The organism is Okeania sp. SIO2F5, assembly GCF_010692685.1.
GTDB classification, from domain to species: Bacteria; Cyanobacteriota; Cyanobacteriia; order Cyanobacteriales; family Microcoleaceae; genus Okeania; species Okeania hirsuta.
The window spans coordinates 1-20,729 of the sequence record NZ_JAAHGU010000128.1; the positions used below are offsets into that span (position 1 = coordinate 1).

16 protein-coding genes and 2 pseudogenes are annotated in these 20,729 nt (G+C 37.2%); 9 read left to right on the top strand and 9 right to left on the bottom strand.

Going from position 1 to position 20,729, the window contains the following annotated elements:
* The 4 genes and pseudogenes from F6K27_RS26340 to F6K27_RS26355 form a co-directional block, all read left to right on the top strand.
* Positions 1-224, top strand: a 224-nt coding sequence (locus F6K27_RS26340; RefSeq protein ID WP_287279121.1) for a hypothetical protein, incomplete at its 5' end; no start/stop codon positions are given.
* An 18-nt stretch (positions 225-242) separates the two neighbouring features.
* Positions 243-1,004, top strand: a complete 762-nt coding sequence (locus F6K27_RS26345) for a hypothetical protein (RefSeq protein ID WP_287279122.1) — start codon at positions 243-245, stop codon at positions 1,002-1,004.
* Positions 1,005-1,193: 189 nt separating this feature from the next.
* The gene (locus F6K27_RS26350; protein WP_287279123.1) at positions 1,194-1,928 is read left to right on the top strand and encodes a transposase; all 735 of its coding nucleotides are present in this window, start codon (positions 1,194-1,196) and stop codon (positions 1,926-1,928) included.
* Between the two features lie 194 nt (positions 1,929-2,122).
* Positions 2,123-2,863, top strand: a pseudogene (locus F6K27_RS26355) (IS630 family transposase); the annotation flags it as partial.
* A 519-nt stretch (positions 2,864-3,382) separates the two neighbouring features.
* Here the strand turns inward: F6K27_RS26355 and F6K27_RS26360 are convergent.
* The gene (locus F6K27_RS26360; protein WP_287284542.1) at positions 3,383-6,574 is read right to left on the bottom strand and encodes an EAL domain-containing protein; all 3,192 of its coding nucleotides are present in this window, start codon (positions 6,572-6,574) and stop codon (positions 3,383-3,385) included.
* 357 nt (positions 6,575-6,931) lie between these two features.
* On the opposite strand from F6K27_RS26360, the gene F6K27_RS26365 reads away from it, so the two are divergent.
* The 4 genes from F6K27_RS26365 (at position 6,932) to F6K27_RS26380 (ending at position 12,013) form a co-directional block, all read left to right on the top strand.
* Positions 6,932-7,069, top strand: coding sequence for a hypothetical protein (locus F6K27_RS26365; RefSeq protein WP_161564423.1), 138 nt, complete (start codon positions 6,932-6,934; stop codon positions 7,067-7,069).
* A gap of 760 nt (positions 7,070-7,829) precedes the next feature.
* The gene (locus tag F6K27_RS26370; RefSeq protein WP_287279125.1) at positions 7,830-7,952 is read left to right on the top strand and encodes a hypothetical protein; all 123 of its coding nucleotides are present in this window, start codon (positions 7,830-7,832) and stop codon (positions 7,950-7,952) included.
* Positions 7,953-8,236: 284 nt separating this feature from the next.
* Positions 8,237-9,970 (top strand): trypsin-like peptidase domain-containing protein, encoded by a 1,734-nt coding sequence (locus tag F6K27_RS26375; RefSeq protein ID WP_287279126.1) that lies wholly within the window; start codon positions 8,237-8,239, stop codon positions 9,968-9,970.
* A gap of 561 nt (positions 9,971-10,531) precedes the next feature.
* Positions 10,532-12,013, top strand: coding sequence for a DUF1800 domain-containing protein (locus tag F6K27_RS26380; protein WP_287279127.1), 1,482 nt, complete (start codon positions 10,532-10,534; stop codon positions 12,011-12,013).
* 504 nt (positions 12,014-12,517) lie between these two features.
* Here the strand turns inward: F6K27_RS26380 and F6K27_RS26385 are convergent.
* Positions 12,518-12,670: a hypothetical protein gene (locus tag F6K27_RS26385; protein ID WP_287284545.1), complete on the bottom strand. Its 153-nt coding sequence runs from the start codon at positions 12,668-12,670 to the stop codon at positions 12,518-12,520.
* Positions 12,671-12,701: 31 nt separating this feature from the next.
* On the opposite strand from F6K27_RS26385, the gene F6K27_RS26390 reads away from it, so the two are divergent.
* Positions 12,702-13,928 carry a DUF1501 domain-containing protein gene (locus F6K27_RS26390; protein WP_287279128.1) on the top strand — a complete coding sequence of 409 codons (1,227 nt, stop codon included), beginning with the start codon at positions 12,702-12,704 and terminating at the stop codon, positions 13,926-13,928.
* A 70-nt stretch (positions 13,929-13,998) separates the two neighbouring features.
* On the opposite strand, the pseudogene F6K27_RS26395 reads toward F6K27_RS26390, so the two are convergent.
* The 7 genes and pseudogenes from F6K27_RS26395 to F6K27_RS26425 all read right to left on the bottom strand — a co-directional run bounded on the left by F6K27_RS26395 (position 13,999) and on the right by F6K27_RS26425 (position 20,597).
* Positions 13,999-14,844: pseudogene (locus tag F6K27_RS26395) on the bottom strand (IS1 family transposase).
* A 45-nt stretch (positions 14,845-14,889) separates the two neighbouring features.
* The gene (locus F6K27_RS26400; protein WP_287279129.1) at positions 14,890-15,132 is read right to left on the bottom strand and encodes a hypothetical protein; all 243 of its coding nucleotides are present in this window, start codon (positions 15,130-15,132) and stop codon (positions 14,890-14,892) included.
* A complete protein-coding gene (locus F6K27_RS26405; protein WP_287279130.1) occupies positions 15,132-17,201 on the bottom strand; it encodes an ARC6/PARC6 family protein in 2,070 nt (689 codons plus the stop codon). Before F6K27_RS26405 ends, F6K27_RS26400 begins: the two co-directional genes overlap by 1 nt.
* Positions 17,185-17,343: a hypothetical protein gene (locus F6K27_RS26410; protein ID WP_287279131.1), complete on the bottom strand. Its 159-nt coding sequence runs from the start codon at positions 17,341-17,343 to the stop codon at positions 17,185-17,187. The genes F6K27_RS26405 and F6K27_RS26410 overlap by 17 nt, the downstream gene beginning before the upstream one ends.
* Positions 17,344-18,016: 673 nt before the next feature.
* Complete coding sequence (locus F6K27_RS26415; RefSeq protein ID WP_287279133.1) at positions 18,017-19,213, bottom strand: hypothetical protein; 1,197 nt, start codon at positions 19,211-19,213, stop codon at positions 18,017-18,019.
* 356 nt (positions 19,214-19,569) lie between these two features.
* Positions 19,570-20,115 carry a toll/interleukin-1 receptor domain-containing protein gene (locus F6K27_RS26420; protein ID WP_287279134.1) on the bottom strand — a complete coding sequence of 182 codons (546 nt, stop codon included), beginning with the start codon at positions 20,113-20,115 and terminating at the stop codon, positions 19,570-19,572.
* 17 nt (positions 20,116-20,132) lie between these two features.
* Positions 20,133-20,597, bottom strand: coding sequence for a hypothetical protein (locus tag F6K27_RS26425; RefSeq protein WP_287279135.1), 465 nt, complete (start codon positions 20,595-20,597; stop codon positions 20,133-20,135).
* Between the last annotated feature and the right edge of the window lie 132 nt (positions 20,598-20,729).

Below are 20,729 nucleotides of genomic sequence, written 5' to 3' on the forward strand. Positions count from 1 at the left end.
TTACCACCATCGCGCGCCGTAGACAGCTCCCTTTTTTCTGTTGTTTTGACTGCCATAGGAATCAGCGTTCGCAACGGTGGAGTCTTGATCCCTGTCTAGTTGTGTTCTTAATTTTTGGCGAACTTGAGCGTGAAGAAGTTGCCAGAAACCACGATGCTGCCATTTGGTGGAAGTACCGTATCCGCTCAGTAAATTGGGGTAAGAAGAAGAAAAAGTACAGCTAGTGTTGTAGAATATGACTTATGAGGCAAAAACTATCATCAGAGAAATTAGTGGCCACATTACTGCAATCAATTGACCCGGGTTTGATTGCAGATGAAGGAGTACGTCAAACAGTAGAAATATTACTGAATCTGGTAGAGCAACTCAACTCAAAAGTCAAACAATTAGATGAAAATAACCGTCTCAAAGGTGAAATTGGCAAACCAGACATTAAAGCTAGTAAAAAGAGAAAATTTCAGAAAAACCACTCGTCAGAGAAAGAACGAAAAACTCCAAAAGAACATAGTAAAACCAGTAAAAACGAAACAATAAAAGTAGACCGAGAAGAAATAGTATTCTATGATCGGCAGAAGCTACCAGCAGATGCAGAATTTAAAGGTTATGAAGAGGTAATTGTTCAAGACATTTTACTAACAACAGATAACGTATTGTTTCGCAAGGAAAAATATTATTCTCCGTCATTAGGTAAAACCGCAACAGCACCCTTACCAAAAGGTTATGAAGGAGAATTTGGTCCAGGAATCAAAGCATTGGTCATGAGCCTGTACTATGGAGGAAACATGACCCAAGGAAAACTCCTAGAATTTTTATCAGATATTGGTATCTCAATGTCAGCAGGATACCTATCAAATTTATTAATCAAAAACCAATCAGGTTTTGAAGTAGAGTATAACGAAGTATATAGTGAAGGTTTAGCCAGTAGTCCTTGGCAGCACTTCGACCAAACAGGAGCCCGTGTTGGTGGAGTCAACCAGACAACAAATATCATCTGTAACCCTTGATATACAGTCTATATAACGATACCAAACAAAGACCGCTTAAGCGTATTAAAAGTTTTACAAAACACAACGGAACTGGAGTTTGTCCTCAACTCGATAACATACGATTTACTTGAGGTATTAAATCTGCCTAACAAATGGGAGCATCGACTGAAATTATTACCTCAGGAAACAGCCTTCACAGAAATTGAGTTGAATAGGTTACTTGATGAGCATCTGGTTAATTTAAATTCTCAATCCCGTACTTGTATACAGGAAGCAGCAGCAATTGCTTTTTACCATCAGCAATCAACAATTCCAGTAATCAAAACCCTCATAAGTGATGATGCTCCACAGTTCAAGTTATTGACTGATGAATTAGCTTTATGTTGGGTCCACGAAGGAAGGCATTATAAAAAGTTAAGTCCATTTATCGCCTACCACCAAAAGATTTTAGATAACTTTCTCGACAGATTTTGGAAATTGTACCGAAAATTATTAGCTTATAGAGATTCCCCCAGTCAAGAGCAAGCTGACCAACTCAGGTCAGAATTTGGGACGCTGTTTAGAGAAAAAACTGGTTACGAACACTTGGATGAACGAAAAAGATTAACCATCGCAAAACAAGAGGAGTTGCTTCTGGTTTTGAAGCATCCAGAATTGCCTTTGCACAACAATCCTGCCGAGTTAGCAGCTAGGACAATGGTGCTGCGACGTAAGATTAGTTATGCTACCCAGATATTTCTTGGTACAAAAGCTTGGGATATTTTTATGTCCCTTGTTGATACTACTCGTAAGTTGGGTATCAGCTTTTTTGAGTATATCAGCGATCGCATTTCCCAGGCAGGAATAATTCTCCCTCTGGCAACTATTATTCGTTCTGAAGCTTCTGTTGATTCCTTCGGTTGGTCATGGTCAGCGGAATCATTCCCTACCCCCAATTATTGAGGGGATCCTGTTTGACGTACTCCTTAATCTGCAATCAAACCTGGGTCAATTGATTGCAGTAATGTGGCCACTAATTGATCTGATGATAGTTTTTGCCTCATAAATCATATTCTACAACACTAGCTGTACTTTTTCTTCTTCTTACCCCAATTTACTGAGCGGATACAAAAAAAACATATGGTGATCAAGAAACAGACGAACTAGAAACAGAAGAATTTATCTTTAAACTAAATCAAATGGACAAGAAAGATATTGTTTATGTAGATGAAGCTGGAATAGATAATAGGGAAGATTATACTTATGGTTATGGAGTTAAAGGAAAAAGAGTACCAGGTATGAAATCAGGAAAAAGAACTGAGAGAGTAAGTTGGATTGCAGCTATAAATCAAGAAAAAAAGTTTGCTCCTTTAACATTTGTAGGAAGTTGTAATCATGTATGGCATGAGAGCTGGTGGGAAAATTGTTTACTACCAAAATTACAACCAGGGCAAGTGATCATACTGGATAACGCAACGTTTCATAAATCAGTTGATATTGAAGAATTAGTGGCTAAGCAAGAGTGTGAAATCTGGTATTTACCACCTGACTCGCCAGATTTGAACAAGATAGAACGTTGGTGGGACGATATCGAGCGTAGTATAGAAAAAGCAAAGGTACTCCTGCCCGAAAACGCGAGCATCCTCCAGCGCACCCTTTATGCCCTCTTGATGGCCTTATACGAACTGGGCGGAGTCGATCCGAAACTGCGTTACGAGGGTCAAGAGCGTCTTGAGGAAATTCTCAAAGAGAAACTGGCGGCAGATAACCAGGAGGTGGATACAGAAACCCGCGCTAATCTTAACCAGGCCATCCAGGACTATAAAGAAGCCGAAAGCACAGTCCAGGGTAACCTAGACTCCGCCCCGGACGATATTGAAGTGCGGAATGTGGGGTAGAACAATCTTGGGAAGATTCTTCTGGCTACCTCTTCTATGATTATCATTCCTCCTGGATTCTGGATTCTGTTTGCGCAGCATTCCGTAGGAAATTCTGGCTTCTGCTCTGAAAAAAAGACTTTTTCAGCAAACCCTAATTATCAATTATCCATTATCCATTATCCATTATCAATTAATGAACTCCCTATTCTCAAGGAGATGTAGCAATACTTTTGATATTTGGTATAACAGAGCATGATAATTTAACTAGGGCTTGCTGATTAAATATAAAAGTACTTACAGATAAAGGTTTTAGCCTTTTTGGAGTCGAAAAAAGTGCCTGGTTTTCAGCTCTTCATGCTCAAAAAGCTAGTATTTTAGGCTCATAGTTGGGCAGAAAAATCAAAGGACAATTCTTACTCCTACCTCCTCGCTCATTCCCTTTTCTCCTGTCTTCCCCTCCTGGGAGGGGGAGGGGCGAGGGGTGGGTTGTCTCCTGTCTCCTGACTCGGTCCTCCTGACTCCTAAGAAATAGCCTAACTATTTTTCCGCATAGTTGATTGTAGAAATTAAACTTGTTGCTTTAGCTATATCTAGGGGCTTAGAAAATAAATAACCCTGACCATATTCACATTTTAACGCTTGTAGTTGAAGAACTTGTTCTGTAGTTTCTACTCCTTCAGCTACAACATTTATACCTAAATTGTGAGATAAAGTAATAATTGAACGGATAATTTCCGTAGGATCAATTGAACCCTCACTGATCATATTAGCAACACCTATTCTATTCACAAAAGAACGATCGATTTTCAAAGTACTCATCGGGAAACGGTGTAAATAACTTAAAGAAGAATATCCTGTACCAAAATCATCAATACATAACTCAATATTCCGCCCTCTTAACTGAGACATTTTTTCTGTAACAAACTCATAATTTTCTATTAAAGCACTTTCAGTAATTTCCAATTTTAAATTACTACCATCAAGCTGAGTTTCTAAGAGAATTTGGTCAATTTGTTCAATTAAATCTGCTTGAGCAAACTGTTTCACAGACAGATTAACACTCATTTTTAAAAGATAATTATTGGGAAATTCATTTTGCCATTGACGTAACTGCCGACAAGCTTCTCTCAATACCCACAAACCAAGATGTATTATTAACCCTGTTTCCTCAGCAACAGGAATAAATTCAGCAGGATAAATTAAGCCTAATTGTGGATGTTGCCAACGTACTAGAGCTTCAAAACCAGTAATATTGTTTGTGCTGAGGGACACAATAGGTTGATAGTTAAGCACAAATTGAGATAGATCGTTTTTGAGAGCGCTTTGTAAATTGTTCTCCAACTTTAAACGTTTGAGAATTTGAGTGTGCATAGAGGTACAAAAAATTTGATAACACCCTCTGCCCATATTTTTGGCAGATTGCATAGCTATTTCTGCATCTCGTAAAATCTTTTCTGCTGACCCAATATTTGTGGAGTTGAGAGCAATACCAATACTAGCAGTAATAAATACTTCATTTCCTTCTAAAATAATTGGTGAAGTTAGTTGTTTGTGAATGCGATTAGCAATACAGGTAGCATCACTAATTCCTGAAATATATTCTAGCAAAATTACAAACTCATCTGCACCAAGACGAGCAACTGTATCTCCACCAGAAAGCAATGCTTTTAGTAGTTCGGCGATCGCGATAATCAGTTGATTTCCCATGCTATGACCAAAACTATCATTAATAACTTTAAATCGGTCAATATCTATAAATAGGACGGCAAAGGAAAAATTGTTTCGGCGTTCCGCATATTTAATTGTTTGCTCCAAACGATCCATAAACAGAGTACGATTAGGGAGATGGGTGAGTGGATCGTGTAGTGCATCATGTTTTAATTGTTCTTCAATTCGCTTACGTTGAGTAATATCGTGACTATTAACAATAATACCTTCCACCGCTGGGTCGTGTAAAAGGTTAGTGACAACACCTTCAAAAAAGCACCAATAACCATTACTATGCTTAACTCGATACTCAATAGGTGGTTGACTAATACCAGGATTTTCAATTGCTTTGTTAAAAGTATGAGTGATGAGTGATAAATCGTCTATATGAATTAGATCGAAGATACCCTGACCAACAGTTTTTTCTGGTATATATCCCAAAACTCTTATTAGTGATGGACTAATATAACGAGAGATTCCCTCAGCATCAATAATCAAAATCAAATCGTTAGCATTTTCAATTAGGGCACGAAACCTCACTTCATTATTTCGCAAAGCTTGTTGTGCTTGTTTGCATTCTGTGATGTTACGGATCAGCGTCATCATCGCTACAAGCTGCTGTTGACTGGCAATAACAGTTTCTTCTGCGTGCTTATATTGTGTAATGTCTGTATTTGTTCCCATCATTTTGTTCGTTATTCCTTTTTCATTTTGAATAACAACTCCGCAACAAAAAAACCATCGGTAACTGCCATCTTTATGTTGCATCCTATGTTCGATTTCGTATTTTGGTGTCAGTCCTGCTAAGTGAGCATTTTTTGCTGCCATTACCTGTTCTCGATCTTCTGGATGCACCAATTGATGCCAATCATCCATTATGTTTCTAACTTCCCAATCTTCATAACCAAGCATTGCTTTCAATATAGGATCGACGTAAATTGCATTCGTTTGTAATTCCCATTCCCAAATTCCCACATGACTTGCTTCAATGGCAAGAGCATAACGTTCTTGACTTTTGCGTAGATGCTCCTCTACTTGCTTGCGTTCAGCGATTTCTATTTGTGCTTGTTGATATAGTTCAGCTTGATGAATGGCAATGGCGCAATGGTCAGCAATTGATTTCAATAGAGATAGTTCATCTTCTGTCCATTCTCTTTTTTGATCGCACTGGCCTAGAATAATCCCACCTTGGTAAGTATCCTGATATAACAGCGGTGTAATCAAGACTGAAATCACTTGAAACTCGTCAATAAGATTTTTAACTTCTGAGTCTATAGTTGTATCGAATTTACTAATTTTTACTTGTTCTCCTCTAGCGAGTAATTCTGAATAATATTGATGAACATCGTAACAAAAACTAACTTGATTCTCACATTCAACTGTCGTGTTATTGAAGTGACAAAGATTAATGTTTTTCTGATAGTCTAGCCTGACAATTATACAATGACTAACTTGCAAAACCTCATGTAACTGCTCAACAGTATTTTGCATGACTTCATCCAGTAATAAAGTCTTACGCATTCCTTGAACAATGCGATTAATAATTGCTTCTTGTTGAGCTTGTTGTTGTAATTTGATAATGGCACGTTGCTGTTCTTTTTTCGTTCTAAATTCAGCGATAGCTCGCTCTAAAATAATTGATAAACTTAATAATTTATCTTTAAAAATATAATTATCAACCCCTGCTTTTAAACATTCAAAAGCTTCTTCTTCCTGTAAACAATCTGTGATTAAAATAACAGGAACTTCTTGTCCTAATTTTTGTAGTAATGTGAGTAGCTCGAAGATATCAAAATCGGCTAAATAGTAATCTGACAATATTGCATCATATACATTATCTTTAAGTAATCTTTGGTAATTTAGTTTACTGCCTGCAACATTATAGGTAAATTTTACACCATTAGACTTTAAGGTGTTGACTATGAGCGCTAAATCTTCCATCACATCTTCTACAATTAGCAAATTTAGTTCTTTGCTAGATTTTTGTATTTTTTGATACTCGATATGTTTTCGCTCCACCATATAAAAGCCACTTAAACAAAATCAGCTTAATTTATTATAATCCATGTTTTCTATAGGCTACAATATTAAATTAGTAGCTTTGGGGATAAGAGGATATAGCATTTTTTTGGCAAATAGTAAAGGTCTGAAAACTATTTGATTGCTGTTATTAGTCCAATAGTTTAGTAATATTTTGATTGAGCCTAATAAAATGAACTTTGATGATACTTCTATTTAAGTTATATATACCATTTTTGCCTTAGTTTGGATTGACGAATGTAATACTGCGCCACCAAATTTATGGTACACAAAAATTGCTATTGAACTATTAGTAATTAACTAACTGCATCTAGATTTTAAATTTGAAAAAACAAGAAAATGCTTGAAGGAACATTGAAGAAGGAGACAGGAGACAGGAGACAGGAGACAGGAGGAAAATTACATGGGGATAGTCTTCGACAAGTAATTTTGAACACCCCCGTTGACGGTGGGGTATTAAACCCACAAAGAAAATGATAAATGGTGGAGGTTAGATATATAGCAGGGAACAGGGGTGTAACCCCGCAGGGTGCGACAGACGCAAGCGGTCGGAACCAGGCGTTTTGCTCCGCAACATATAAAATGTAGTTGTGCGAAGCGCAAACGCCATGGGAATGCCGACAAGAGAGGGAATGCGCACTCGGTGTAAGGGAAGACAGGATCTGGGAACAGTGGGAAAAACATTTCCGGCGTTGGTGATTTGAGGTATGAAATAAGTAATTTAGGTAAATTAAGAGTCATTCAAAGATGGCAAAATTAGATATTGTCTTTACTTAATTGACCGAAAAGCACTTTCTTTCTCCTGACTTCTGACTCAGTCCTCCTGACTCCTAAGTAATTAAAATTAAATCATATACGCGCTTCAGCAACGCCACATTTCCCTGTCTGAGTTTGATCATCACTCTATGTCCTAACCTACCTGTCTATTAGACATCTGGTAAAAATCAAAAATAAAATCAATTCTCACACTAGATATATCAATTATTTCCCCTCCTGGGAGGGGGAGGGGCGAGGGGTAGGTTCCCTAATGCCTACAGCAAAGCTGCCTACTCCCTCTTTTCTGGAGATGTCTATTACTATAGATACATGATATAATAGACTTGTCGCTTTATAACTTAAAAAAAATCCCAAAAACCTTGTTCTGTAAGGATTGTAGCTATTGGATGGTAAAAATGCTGGGAATTATTGCTCTGTCTAGGTTAGAGTGATTTTTTTCCTTTATTTAGCGACAACTCTAATGTCTATAGAACCCCTGATCGTATCTTTGTCGGCGATTGAGTTTTTTGTCAGGAGTCAGGAGTCATGGGTCAGGAGTCAAGAGTTAGAGGGAAGGCATAAGGGAAAAAGGTGGCGTTGGTAATTGATGGGATGATTTATATTTTGGCGTAGCGCTCTGTAATCTACCCCGGTTAATCATTGGGGGATTGCCCCTACAAATTTCATCCTGTAATTTACCAACGCCAAAAAGGTTGAAAAATACTCCCCAACTCCCCAGATTCCCATCTTCCCATCTCTTTTTAAATAGATATCAAATGGGTTCTGTAAATAATATTCATAATTAGGCGTAAAATATCTGCTTCGGTTGGGAAGTAAAGTATTTGATTAAACATCTGAATCAAAAAACTGTTGCTGACAAATAAAAAAATGAATTTCCAGAGAATCATCACCATAATTATTATTAGTATTTTACCTCTAAAGACTATTAATATCAGAAACTTAATTATTAGTATCACTACCCTAATGCCACTAATAGCATCAGAAGTTGCTCTTAGCTTAACAGAATCAGAAATCAACAAAATAGCAGGAGAAATTACAGTTAGAATTGATGGACCAAACAGAGGAGGTTCAGGAGTAGTTGTCGAAAAACAAGGAGATACATATTATGTACTCACCAACTGGCACGTTGTCAATAAAGTAGGAGATTACCAAGTACGCACACCCGATGGAGAAATGCATCCAGTTTACTATAGTCTCATTAAACAAGTACCAAACGTAGATTTAGCGGTTGTGCCATTTACCAGTTCTCAAAATTACCCCGTTGCCGAAACAGGCGACCCAACTCAGTTAGTTCAGGGAAAAGCAGTTTTTGTGGGGGGATGGCCACGTTCTGGGAGTAACCTCCAACAACGAATTTTTCTGAGTACACCAGGGATAGTCAAAGGGCGTCAGCAACCTATCGGTGGTTATAGTTTACTTTATGATAATTTAGTCAGAGCAGGGATGAGTGGCGGACCAGTGCTAGATACAGAAGGTCATCTAGTCGCTATTAACGGTATTGTCAAGTTGCAAGAACACTCTGATGCGATCGTTTCTGGAGGAATAGAAATTAATACTTTTTTGCAGTGGCGACAACAGGTTTCGTTGCCAACCATTTCTCAACAACCTCAGACTGCTAAAACTACAACTACTCCAACAGAAGTAACAAACCCTGTTTCTACAAATATCTCTAAACAGGAAAATGGAAGCGAAACTGCTGTAAATTTTACTTTGGCAAAGGCAATTTCTAATGAAGTAGGTGGAATAGTTAATTCTGTAGTTGCTTTAAATTCCCATATTATCAGTGGTAGTAGTAACGGGATGATTTCAGTCAGGGATATTCAGAATGGCGAAGTCATAGCTACTTGGAAAGCGCACGCAGAATCAATAAATTCAGTGGCAGTAACTCCCAATGAAGAGTTAGTTATCAGTGGTAGTGATGACAAAACTATCAAAATTTGGAAACTACCCAAAAATAAAAATGTCACTGATATTACTCTGGTGCAGACTCTCACTGGACATAACGATGTGGTAGATGGAGTAGCGATCGCTCCTGATGGTGAAATGTTGGTAAGTGGGAGTTGGGATAGAACTATTAAAATTTGGAATTTAAGTACTGGAGAGTTGCTCCGAACCCTAGAAGGACATTCTGAGATAATCAATGCGATCGCTATTAGTCCTGACGGTCAATTTCTAGCTAGTGGTAGTAAAGATAATCAAATTAAATTATGGAACCTACAAACAGGTCAACTAATTCGTAATATAAATACTAATTCTGTATCAATTTTGTCTGTAGTTTTTAGTCCTGATAGTCAGATATTAGCTAGTAGTAGTAGTGATGGCACGATTAACATTTGGAACTTGCAGACAGATGAATTAATTCATAGTTTAAAAGAACATATAGATGGAGTATGGTCAATCGTTATTACTCCTAATGGTAAAACTTTAATTAGTAGTAGTTGGGATAAAACTATCAAGTTTTGGGAATTGAGTACAGGTAAATTAAAAGGTAGTTTAAACGGACACACCAGTTATATTAGTACAGTAGCAATTAGTCCTGATGGTCAAACAATAATTAGCGGTGGTTGGGACCGGAAGATTAATATTTGGAAAGTTCCTTAATTTCAGTCAAAATTAAGGGGTACATCTCAATTTTGAATAAAGCCAAAAATTTATAGCTTTTAGGGAACAGGGAACAGGGAACAGGGAACAGGGAACAGGGAACAGGGAACAGAGAATAAGAAAAAAATTTTTTTGCAAATATTGAGATGCACCCAAATCAAGTTTAGGTACTTAAAGAAGATAAGGTAATTCCCGATTTTTACAGAGAAATTTTGTAGTGGTAAAATTAAAATATTTAAGTTATGATTATTGATATATTATGTTGCTGTAAATAACGTTTACTAAAATCAAAAACTTTCAGAATAAGACTCCCATACAAATATATATAAAACAATATACAGATAGGGCACGGAAATAGACTGATAATAATCTTTAGACAGGGAAATGTTTTTCCTACTATTTCCTATTTCTTATTCCCTATTTCCTATTCCCTGACTTATGAAATCAACAATTTCATCCCCCTATTCCCTATTCCCTATTCCCTCTCTTGGTGCGCATTCCCTTGCGTCTGTCGCCGACGCGGGGTCGCACCGCTATTCCCTGACTTCTACAAGAAGTCTCATGAAAAAAGCCTCTAGGTACTGGATTATATCTCTGCTATTAGGCTTAATTATCTGGTTAGGATTACCAAATCCTAGCTATGCTGATAGTCAATCTATTAATGCCCAAACTATCCATGTTTTGAATCGTCTAAGTTTTGGTCCTAGACCAGGAGATATAGAACGAGTTAAATCAATGGGAATTAACAGTTATATTCAGTTTCAACTGCAACCAGAAAGCATTAGAGAACCTCAACAATTAACCAATCAACTGTCAACATTAACAACCTTAGATTTAAACCCAGTTGAACTCTATAATAAGTACGGCCCCCTACCTCCCAGAAAACAAAAAAAACAAACTCAAAAACAGAAACAAGCAAGAATTAATCGGATGAGAAAAATTCTGAATGAAGCCAGAAAAGCAAACTTCCTCAGAGCAATATCGAGTAATAGACAACTCCAAGAAGTAATGATTAATTTTTGGTTCAATCACTTCAATGTTTCTGTGACTAGAGGAAGACCAATTCGCGTCTGGATAGGTACCTATGAAAGAGATGCAATTAGACCTTATGCACTTGGTAACTTTCGGACTTTATTAGGAGCAACAGCTCATCATCCAGCCATGTTATTCTATTTAGATAATTGGCGAAATACTGCACCTGGAAGTAAAGGTGCTAATAACACATTTAAAGGTTTAAATGAAAATTATGCCCGCGAACTCATGGAACTTCATACTCTCGGAGTAGATGGAGGTTATACACAACAAGACATAGTAACCTTAGCAAAAATTTTTACTGGGTGGGGAATACAACGTCGCGGTGGGGATGGGAGTGGGTTTAAATTTTTTCCAGAACGCCATGATAATAGCGATAAAATATTCTTAGGAGTACCCATCAAAGGAGGTGGAATAGAAGAGGGAGAAAAAGCCTTAGATATTCTCGCAAAACATCCATCTACTGCCCGTTTTATTAGCTATAAATTAGCTCAATATTTTGTTGCAGATCGGCCTCCGGGAAGTCTAGTGAATCAATTAGCTCAAAGATTTCAAGCAACTAATGGTAACATTCGTTCTGTTTTAGAAACCTTGTTCAACAGTAGTGAATTCTGGAATGAAAACTACTACGACCGCAAATTTAAAACTCCCTATCAATATATTATTTCTGCAGCTAGAGCAACAGGAACTAATAAATTTAAATGGAACCAAATTGCTGGAATGTTATACCAATTAGGAATGCATATTTATGCTTGTGCCACCCCTGATGGTTATAAAAATACTAAAGAAGCATGGTTAAATCCTGATGCAATGATGCGTCGAATTAGCTTTGCCACAAATATCTCCCGTGGTCAGTTAAACGAAGGAAAACCTAGACCTATAGATCGTCAGCAACTTTCTGCAACTTTAGGAAATAATTTTTCTGCTCAAACTCAAGCAATAATCAAAAATAGCCCAAATGATTTACAAGCAGCTTTAATGTTAGGTAGTCCAGAAATGATGTACAAATAAATAGGGTTGGTAAATTAGTGTATGATATGAATCTTAATTCTTGAGGAGTCAGGAGTCAGGAGTCAGGAGTCAGGAGGAAAGAAAGAATAAGAAACCCTGAGTAGAAGGATAAAGTTTTTTGGTAGCGTAAAGCTCACGGAGTTCTATCGCGCTCTTATCCAGACATGATATTAGACATCTCTTCTAAAAGTAGGGAGTAGGAAATCTATCCCTTCCCATAAGTTTTAGAAGTATTGCAGGGTGAGGACCAACCTCTACTCCCAGCTATATAATACCATTTCTCACGCAAGAATGCTATGTATGATTGGGTGGGGAAGTGTGGGAAGTGTGGGAGGTGGGGGAGGGTTGAAAGTAGGAAAAATCTATACTAACCGACTAATAATTGTCAAAAAAAGACTTTGAATCTTGGTAAATATTTGACTGTTGAAGTAGAACTGAAGTATAGCATTACTTTCGGGAATTGGTATAATAAGTATTCAACTGGATTTAATATTAGAGGTAATATCAAATCAGTTTTATTGGACATAAAAAAATTTTCCAATCGCCATAACTATGCTCATCAAAGTAATTCTTTCTACTCCTGACTCGATCCTCCGGAGTTCCCCTCCTGGGAGGGGGAGGGGCGAGGGGTGGGTTGACTCCTAAAGACTTAACCATTCTAAAACTGTTTAACCGGATTTGATATAATATGAAAAGACGTAATTTTTTACAATTTGCTAGCTTACTATCAGCTTCAGGAATAATATCTGTTGGTAGTCATGGTTGGGTAGCAAAAGCATTAGCTCAAACCAACAACCGTAAACGATTAATAGTTATTTTTCTCCGAGGTGGAGTCGATGGATTAAATGTAGTTATTCCTCATCAGGAATACAATTATTACGATGCACGACCAAAAATAGCAATTCCTGCTCCAGGAGAACCAGAAGGAGCGATCGACTTAGACGGCAAATTTGGCTTACATCCCGCTCTAGCAAGTATCATACCCCTCTGGCAAAACCGCAGTTTAGCATTTGTTCACGCCTGCGGTTTAAACAACGACACTCGCTCCCATTTTGATGCTCAATATTATATGGAAACAGGTATTCCTGGTAATAAAAAAATACCCGATGGATGGATGAATCGTTTGTTAGCAAATCTCCCAAAAGATCAACCTACTCAAGCTGTAAATTTAGGAGATACACCACCTCGCATTCTCATGGGTGCAATGCCAGTTGCTAGTCTTCCCACGGGGAGAAAATCAACCCGTAGTTTACCCATAGACCGCCCCAAAATTTATGAAGCATTCGATCGCCTTTATAGCAGCAATGACGAACTTAGTAGAGTGTACCAAGAAGGCCGCCAAGCAAGAGATTTACTACTAGCTGACTTACAGGAAGAAATGGAAGCAGCTTCAGCGGGAGCACCACCTCCACAAGGTTTTGCTGCTGATGCCAAAAATTTAGCTCAAATTATGGTTGGTGATTCCAAAACACAGTTAGGGTTTCTCGCTCTGGGTAATTGGGATACTCATATTAACCAAGGAAGCAGTGAAGGTGCTTTAGCAAGAAGATTGAAACCTCTGGGGGAAGGTTTAGTTACTCTAGTTCAGGAGTTGGGTCCGCTTTACTCAGATACTGTGATTTTAGTAATGTCAGAATTTGGTCGCACGGTGAAAGAAAATGGTAATGGTGGCACCGATCATGGTCATGGTAACGTAATGTGGGTTTTAGGTGGTGGCGTGCGTGGCGGTCAGGTTTACGGACAATGGCCTGGTTTGGATGAGTCAGAATTGTTTGAGAAACGGGATTTAGCGGTGAAAACGGACTTCCGGAATGTGATTTCTAGTGTTTTAGAGCAGCATCTTGATATCGAGCGATCGCAAATAGCACGGATTTTTTCTGGTTATTCGTCTAATCAGCGTTTGGCTTTATTGTGAAATAAGAGGTTGTTTGTAAATAATTATGAAGTGTTTTCACCCCTGAAAAATTGGGTATTTCGGTAGTGCGTCAGTAAAGTGTGGGATAAGTAATTAAGTCGTTCCAACTCCAAGGAGCGATCGCTAACTCAGCTCTTTGCGCAGCAGTATTTTCTTTGCGACTATGAACCCAAATCCAATTAAAGTAGGCGATCGCCAACCTTACTGTTACCTCAGTTTGTTGCCAGAGCTTGCCAAATTTATTCTGGGGTGCGATGCCATCGACCGATCTGCTGTCTGATAATTCCATTTGTGCGTTCCAATTGCTGTGTATGGTCTTTACCAATAATGTGTTCTACTTCTGGGGGGAAGACTCGTTCATACCCTCCCCAATCATCAGTATGCCATTTTCTACAGCTAGTTTTCCCTTCTGTGTTGACGATCAATTCCTCAATGAACTGGTCAGTATGTTTACCTACTCTAGCACTCAGAATTAATCCACTGGATGAAGCTTGGGTCATGCCAACCCAACAATCCCCTTCTATCAATTCCTGATACTGGCACTGTTTTTGTTTTTTTGGACGAATGACCAAAATTCATCACTGCTGATTTGTGAGGTATTGATATTCTGGACATGAGCATTATGAATCATTTGTCCTTTTTCAGAGGCAGCTCTCACCAAACTAACTACCGTATTATAGGCCAAATTCACTGTTCGACTAATCCCTCTTAAACTACTGCCCTCAACGTGAGCCTGTAGAACCATGCGCATTTGTTCAGGTTGAATTTTTCTACGATAGTAGAGAGTGTCAAAAGTATCGGTGAAAGTTTGTAGGCATTCAGGACAATAATATCGTTGACTTCCTTTACTGGTCTTTCCATGTTTATGAGTTTTCTGATGGCCACATAGAGGACATTCCATGATAATAGAAAGTATTTAAGGACAACGATTATATTACCATTCCCACACTTTCTTGATGCACTACCGAATATTTTTAGGTTTGGGTTGAGTAAATGGTGTGGTTTGTGCTGAGGTAATAGGTGGTTTGGTTATTGAAGGTGTGAGAGAAGGAGTTGGTGTTTGAGAAGTTATTGGGGATGGAGATAAGAATTTGTGATTAATGAATTTCATGGCTGCGTAGCCATTGAGAATAATCCCTATTGTAATTAGGGTTATAGGTAGGGAAAAGCGCAGCCAAAGCCATAATTTTTGGATAAATTTCATTAATTTAGTTCTTTAGAATCAGCTATTTTCCAACGGTTATCTTCAAACTGTAAAGTCCAACGATATACACTTGTAGTATAGCCAGTTCGAGACCAATCGATTTGCCCTTGGGTACGAAGAGTTCTATCTTCGCTAACTCTTGCTTCTATAATTACTTGCTCCCCTTCACTAAAAAATACTCCTTGAGATTCTATTTGAATTGAGTCATCTTCATATGTGTATGTACTCCTACTGTCCATCAACCAGTTAAGTGTTCCGTTTATTCTGTCTAAATAGTCACCTGTTGCGTGCTGTCGAAGAATGGTACGATTAATACGCTTAAAAGGACTGCCAAAAACTTTTGGCTTATTATTAACCCATGACTCAATAACAGCGATCGCCTTTGACTCAGAAATTTTCCGACCACTACTTGTTGTTACAAAATCTGGGTGATTTAATTCGGGATGATCGTTAACAGTAATACGAACTCTTCCAGTAGTAGTTTTTTCCCCGTCATTAGCAGTTACTCTCAGGAAATCTCGACCCTTATAGTTTTGATTACTTTCATAGATAAGATTATTCGTTCCTGCCAAAGTGTTATTGATTCTTTCAATACTACCGTTGAGAGTAACCTTCTGTGTCTCATTATCTTTAATATTATCAGAGGGTAATCCTTCAGCTATATTAGTCTTAAGGATTAGATTTCCCCTGCTTACTTCTAGGGTAAGAGTAACGTTCTGATTATTATGATCGCTAACTGTAATACCACCGATGCCTAATTCTTCGTTTTCATTAGTAGTAAGTCGCGAACTCAGAACTCTAATAACTGGAGCAGGGTTAGCAACTTCAACTTTTATATCAATACTCTTACTCACAGGCTGAGAATTTTGAGCAACTGGTGGCCACATCACACTGTTTTTTACTCCGCTTCTGTCTTCACTTACAGCGATAGTCAGAGAGTCATCACCGCTAAATTTTTGCTTTCCCTTGTAGATAACAGCATCAGTATTAGTCAGAGTTGTATTGACTTGAGCAATAGTGCCACTGATAGTCACTTTTGAAGTCTGATTATTAGCAATATCATTGGTGCTGATACCATTCGCCACATTTTCTTTGACTGAAAGCGTGCCGTTTTCGACCCCCAAAGTTACAATTACTTTCTGACTATCAGAAGCATTGATGCTTATACTACCAATAGGTAAGTTAGTATTTTCTTTGACTGTTTGGGAATTAGGAGAATTTATAGCTATGGGATTGTTTTTATTGACAACCTGAATAGTTGGAGTAAGGCGACCTTTCTTCAAGCTGTTTCCACCATCACCATCAGTAACCTGAAACTCTACGGTGCGATCGCCATAGCTAGGATTTTCTGAAGTGTCTAATGAATAGGCAACTCTCCTTGCTACAGCTTGTACTCCTTCCCGTGTTGCTTTTTGATTAAAAGAAACTACTAAATCCTCTATTCCGTTACCACCTTGAAAACTGCCAATGACATTTCCTTCATAGGTAACATTACTACCTTTAATAATTTTACCTGAATTTTGACCCTGATTGAGGATACCAAGGCAGTCATTAGGTGTCCCATTTGCAGTTAGTTTCACGGTCAGCTTACCACCATTAAAGTTACGAGAGTAATTATCGCGAAGTTCGACAAATTCGGCCACAGGGACATAATTTTCGAGTGTTTCACAAATTGGTAATAGTGGTGGTGGAGTATCAGAAGATTTGTCTTCAGAATTAGGAATATTTTTTGATATATTGTAGAATATAAATCCTATGGCAGTAAGTGCAATTCCTATTCCCAAAGCTATCCACCATAGACGCTGACTTAGCTTTATTCCATTTTTTAACAGCTCTGAAATTGTTTTGAAATTGAGTTCATCATCACTATCTAGCTCAACGTTTTCCCACTTTTTCAACACATTATCCATTTCTGCTTGGGATAATTTGTTTTGGTTTAAAACTTCAGGTAATAAATCCTTAATAATTGTCCTATATTCTTTTTTATGGAAAGTGGCAATAAATGCTACAATTGGGGCTGTTGGAAAACTTGAATTTTCTTTTTCATCTGCTTCATTTTGTATATTCATTAATCTTTTCCTCCGATAACTTCGCAAAAGAAACTAAAGTTTGTAGTGCAACTTTTTTGGCGGTAGCATTTCCTTTTTTTACCCATTTGTACATTATATTTTCTACAGTAGTTACTTCATTTTTTTCTTCTATTTTTAGCAAAACAATCTCTTTTATATATACTTAATTTAGTTCTCTAATCAAGCTTTTTTGTTCTTTTTTACTGAAACTTGATACTAAACCTGATAGCCATTCTTCAATCCCTCCTAAATATTTATTTACTAATAATAAAATCGCAGTAATAACAGCTTCCCGTAATAGGATATGTTTATCCATGTCGAGAATTTCTTTCAAACGTGAACACGCATTTTGCAATAAGATGGGAAATATTTTCTCATCGTACTTAATTAGTCCGTAAGTTAATGCAACAGTCCTTAATAAGGCATCTTCCTTTGTTAGTAAATTATCTTCCTCTGTATTTATATCTTCATTGCCTTCTATTACCTCATATCTTGCCTCTGCTTCTTGATACCAAGTTTCGAGAATGTCTTTAACCTCTTGACGATTTTCTGGATAGTTGTAAGCATAGGTTAAACTTATAGCAACGGCATGATTTAGGCTTAAACCATACTTCTTATATAACCAATCTCTATGGTCTTGTACTATATCCTTGAGAAAAGCACGAGTTTGTTTTAGATGCAGTGGTACTACCTTAGATAAAGTACTATAACCAAAGTAAAGATGAACCAAACGTAGCCTACTTTTTGATAACTCTTTAAGCCAGTCATATAAATCGCCAGAAAGATTTTCATTCCTATGATACTCGTAAATAACATCACCAATAGTAACAGCTACAGTAGCTCCAATATAATCTTGAAAATCTATTCCTTTGTCGATATAGTATTTTTCCTGTTTCTGTTTTATAAATTTTTGTTTCGACAACTTTAAAGATATTAGAAACTCCTTCATATAAATCATTTTCCTGAAAATCGAAATAATTATATATAAGTTCTTCTAAATCAGAATAATCAAGAGCCATAAGAGAAGGGTCTAGTTTCCGCCAAGCTTCTGTAAATACTTTTTCTAAGGCAGTAAATAACTGGTCTTCAAACATACCGTTGAAGAAGCTGATTCCCAATGCCATAAGTTTCTGGCGATCGCTCAAAATATTTTGGAATAAATCCCTAATAAAAGCATCACTTCTGGACTCTTTAATTAGATAGTTAATATTTATATCTGTCGGTGTTTCTTCTGATTTTTTGTTTTTTATATCAAGGATTTTTCTATCAAATAGTTTGACAAACCGGAGAATATTTCCAAAATTACCTAATTTTTCGGCAATTAATTTAAGTTTTTGAGCATCATTTTTTAAATATTTATTTAGTAGTTCTAATTTGAGATTTTCTCCGAGTTTCTTTTCAAGCTCATTGACTAAAATATTCTGACCATAAATTTCTTGAGGGTTTAGATTGGGATTAAAGAAAATTTGGGCATTATCGTTTAAATGCCAACTAGAAAAACTTCTATTTGTGCTAAATAAAACCCAATGTTCAAGTGATGGAATAACCTCAGAAAAAATATGTTGTAAGCTACAATTAATGTCTTTAGGTTCAATATCAGTAAAAACAAAAATGGTAGGAGATTTTCTGTTTCGGAGTTCTAGTTCTAAATCAATAATTTGTTGACTGGAGCTATGTCTCCAAAATTTGATAGATATATCAGTCTTTTGAGGATTAGTTTTGTCAGAATCAGTTTTTTGGGAATCTTTAGTCACAAGATAAGCAAGCTGCAAGATTAATTCATTTTTATTAATTCCTCCCAGTTCACCCCCTAAAACTAACATGCTGTGTTCTTTCAGTTGATCAAGGAAATCTGGTTGAATTTCTGGTAATTGTTGAATCTGGGATTCTAAATCTTCAAAACTTATCTCGTCAAAATGAGTTTCTCCAACAAAAAAGTTGCGATCGCCGACTTGAATGTCTTGGCCTTCAATTTTGCCAACAACATTTTTAGCTGTAACAGTATTAGACATCTCCATAAATTAGATTTTAGTATTGATTTCACAAAGGTTTAAACCTCATTTTTAGAGGTGTCTGTTAATTAAATTCTCACTAATACTGGCATTCAACAACTGACGAAAGTTTTCCAAGGCAGTATACTAATACTAACCTTTAGTAATTAGTTCTATAATTTCTCAGGACTTACGCATGAGGTAGGAAAAACTAGGGTTTGAGATTGCTTCCCTGTCGTTCGCTTCGGACGCAAATACGTTGCAGGTGCGTAAGTCCTAATTTCTTTAATTTTTTCTATATCATCACAAAAAGATTCAAGGAATTTTATGTCTTGGATTCGGATTGCCCAACAACTCTATTACAAAAGTTGTGTAGGCTACTTTGTCTCGTGGCGATCGCCAACTTGAATATGGTCACCCTTAATTTGCCCAACTATATTGCTCTTTTCACCCTTAATTTCCCCTATTACTATTTCTGCTCCTTGTGACGACTGTTTTGATTTAGTTTCTCTAAATATTTTCAATAGTTTGCTAATCTCACTATCGTCCTCTAAATTGTCAATAGTCACAAAATGAATGTCTTTTAAGTAACCAGGAATATTATTGGGACTTGCTCCAGGTAAAACTACAGGAACAATTTTAGGACTTTTATTTTCGCTACTCATATAAAGTCCATATAAATAGCTTATTTCTTTCTCTTGCCAAGGTCCTAGACCACTTATTCCCAGAAAAATGAAAGCCATTTCAGTCTTATTCAGAGTTTGGTAAAGTTTTCTTTGCCAATCGTCTCCACCTTTAAATTGTCCTTCATCAATCCAAGGTACAATACCTCCGTTTTCCAACTTTTCCGCTATTACTCTAATACTGTCTTTATCAGAACTATTATGAGAAAGAAAAACATCAAATTCTTTTTGTTCAGTCATTTATAAACTCCTTTTTTTCAATTTTCTACACCAGCAACTTGAGCCAGAGCTTGAGCATACTTACTTAGCTCCTTTCCCAAAACCTCTAGTTCCTTTCGCAATTCAGTCTCTTCTAACCACTGCTTCTCATGTTCTTTAGAACTAACGCCATCGGGTCTCTGAGTTTCCCAAACCTCCAAAGTAGGATGCCATTTAGTTAAAAAAGGTCGTAGTCCTTGGTTGAGAACAGCGATCGCGATACCACCCACTGAATTACATGAAGCACCCACGCCTAGACCTGCTTCTTTCAAAATTTCACGAGTGGTTTCAAATAAACTATAGAGAGAGTCTAAAGCTTCTCTAAAAATGCCCTCCTCTTGCCCTAATGGTTGTACCGAAATGCGTGTCACCAGCTCAACATAGAGTGACCAAGCCGCATGACGTTCTGTTTGGTCTGCCTCCCACTCAGCAGACCCCAGGCCAAAAGGAAGACTCACCGACACTTTTTCAGGACTTACGCAAAGACACTATATGTAGCGTATGCCAAATAGAGCGATCGCCTGAACAAAAACATTATTATAACTAATAGAAAATATAAGCTAATATAATTAATTCTAGCTCTATGATATGTGGCT

Excerpts from the sequence above, each read along its gene's own strand:
- F6K27_RS26345 (WP_287279122.1), top strand. The coding sequence starts at position 243 with ATGAGGCAAAAACTATCATCAGAGAAATTAGTGGCCACATTACTGCAA.
- F6K27_RS26360 (WP_287284542.1), bottom strand. The coding sequence starts at position 6,574 with ATGGTGGAGCGAAAACATATCGAGTATCAAAAAATACAAAAATCTAGC.
- F6K27_RS26365 (WP_161564423.1), top strand. The coding sequence starts at position 6,932 with ATGCTTGAAGGAACATTGAAGAAGGAGACAGGAGACAGGAGACAGGAG.
- F6K27_RS26370 (WP_287279125.1), top strand. The coding sequence starts at position 7,830 with ATGTCTATAGAACCCCTGATCGTATCTTTGTCGGCGATTGAGTTTTTT.
- F6K27_RS26375 (WP_287279126.1), top strand. The coding sequence starts at position 8,237 with ATGAATTTCCAGAGAATCATCACCATAATTATTATTAGTATTTTACCT.
- F6K27_RS26380 (WP_287279127.1), top strand. The coding sequence starts at position 10,532 with ATGAAAAAAGCCTCTAGGTACTGGATTATATCTCTGCTATTAGGCTTA.
- F6K27_RS26385 (WP_287284545.1), bottom strand. The coding sequence starts at position 12,670 with ATGGTTAAGTCTTTAGGAGTCAACCCACCCCTCGCCCCTCCCCCTCCC.
- F6K27_RS26390 (WP_287279128.1), top strand. The coding sequence starts at position 12,702 with ATGAAAAGACGTAATTTTTTACAATTTGCTAGCTTACTATCAGCTTCA.
- F6K27_RS26400 (WP_287279129.1), bottom strand. The coding sequence starts at position 15,132 with ATGAAATTTATCCAAAAATTATGGCTTTGGCTGCGCTTTTCCCTACCT.
- F6K27_RS26405 (WP_287279130.1), bottom strand. The coding sequence starts at position 17,201 with ATGAATATACAAAATGAAGCAGATGAAAAAGAAAATTCAAGTTTTCCA.
- F6K27_RS26415 (WP_287279133.1), bottom strand. The coding sequence starts at position 19,213 with ATGTCTAATACTGTTACAGCTAAAAATGTTGTTGGCAAAATTGAAGGC.
- F6K27_RS26420 (WP_287279134.1), bottom strand. The coding sequence starts at position 20,115 with ATGACTGAACAAAAAGAATTTGATGTTTTTCTTTCTCATAATAGTTCT.